The 751-nt window shown below is 52.1% G+C and carries 1 protein-coding gene; it reads left to right on the top strand.

What is annotated here, in order from left to right:
* On the top strand, nucleotides 1–751 hold a 751-nt coding region (locus J7438_RS26400; protein WP_209278997.1), incomplete at both ends, for a DUF1601 domain-containing protein.

Genomic DNA, 751 nt, shown 5'->3' with positions numbered 1-751 from the left:
GCGAAACTGGTGGACAATGGGCTGGAGAAGACAGCGAAGCTCAAAGAGACTGTGGCCGAGCTGCTGCCCCATGTGAAAACCATAGCCGAATCACAACAAGAGAAAGACCGCTTTATTCCTCAGCATATCGCCAATCTGTTGTGGGCTGTGGCGAAACTGGTCGAAAATGGGCTGAAGCTGGAGAAGGCACCAAAGCTCAAAGAGGCCGTCGACACGTTGTTGCCCTATGTGAAAACGATGGCCGAATCAAAAGAAGAGAGAGACCACTTCAAGCCACAGGAAGTGGCCAATCTACTGTGGGCCATGGCAAAACTGGTGGATAATGGTCTGGAGCTGGAGAAGACACCGAAGCTTAAAGAGGCCGTGGCCGTGCTGTTGTTCCAGGTTAAAACCAGAGTCGAATCAAAAGAAGAGAAAGACCACTTCAACACTCAAGGTATCGCTAACCTGCTGTGGGCTTTGGTGAAACTGTTGGAGAATGGGCTGGAGCTGGATAAGGCACCAAAGCTCACAGAGGCGGCAGCCGTGCTGCTACCCCATGTGAAAACCAAAGCCGAATCAAAAGAAGAGAAAGGCCACTTTATTCCTCAGCATATTGCCAACATGGTGTGGGCCGTGGCGAAACTGGTGGACAACGGGCTGGCACTGGAGACGACACCGAAGCTCAAAGAGGCCATGGCCGCGCTGCTGCCCCATGTGCAAACCAAAGCCGAATCAACAGAAGAGAAAGACCACTTTAAGCCACAGGAAG

It is taken from the genome of Thalassotalea sp. G20_0, assembly GCF_017744175.1.
Taxonomy (GTDB): domain Bacteria; phylum Pseudomonadota; class Gammaproteobacteria; order Pseudomonadales; family Endozoicomonadaceae; genus Endozoicomonas.
This window is presented reverse-complemented; position numbering and strand designations above follow the sequence as displayed.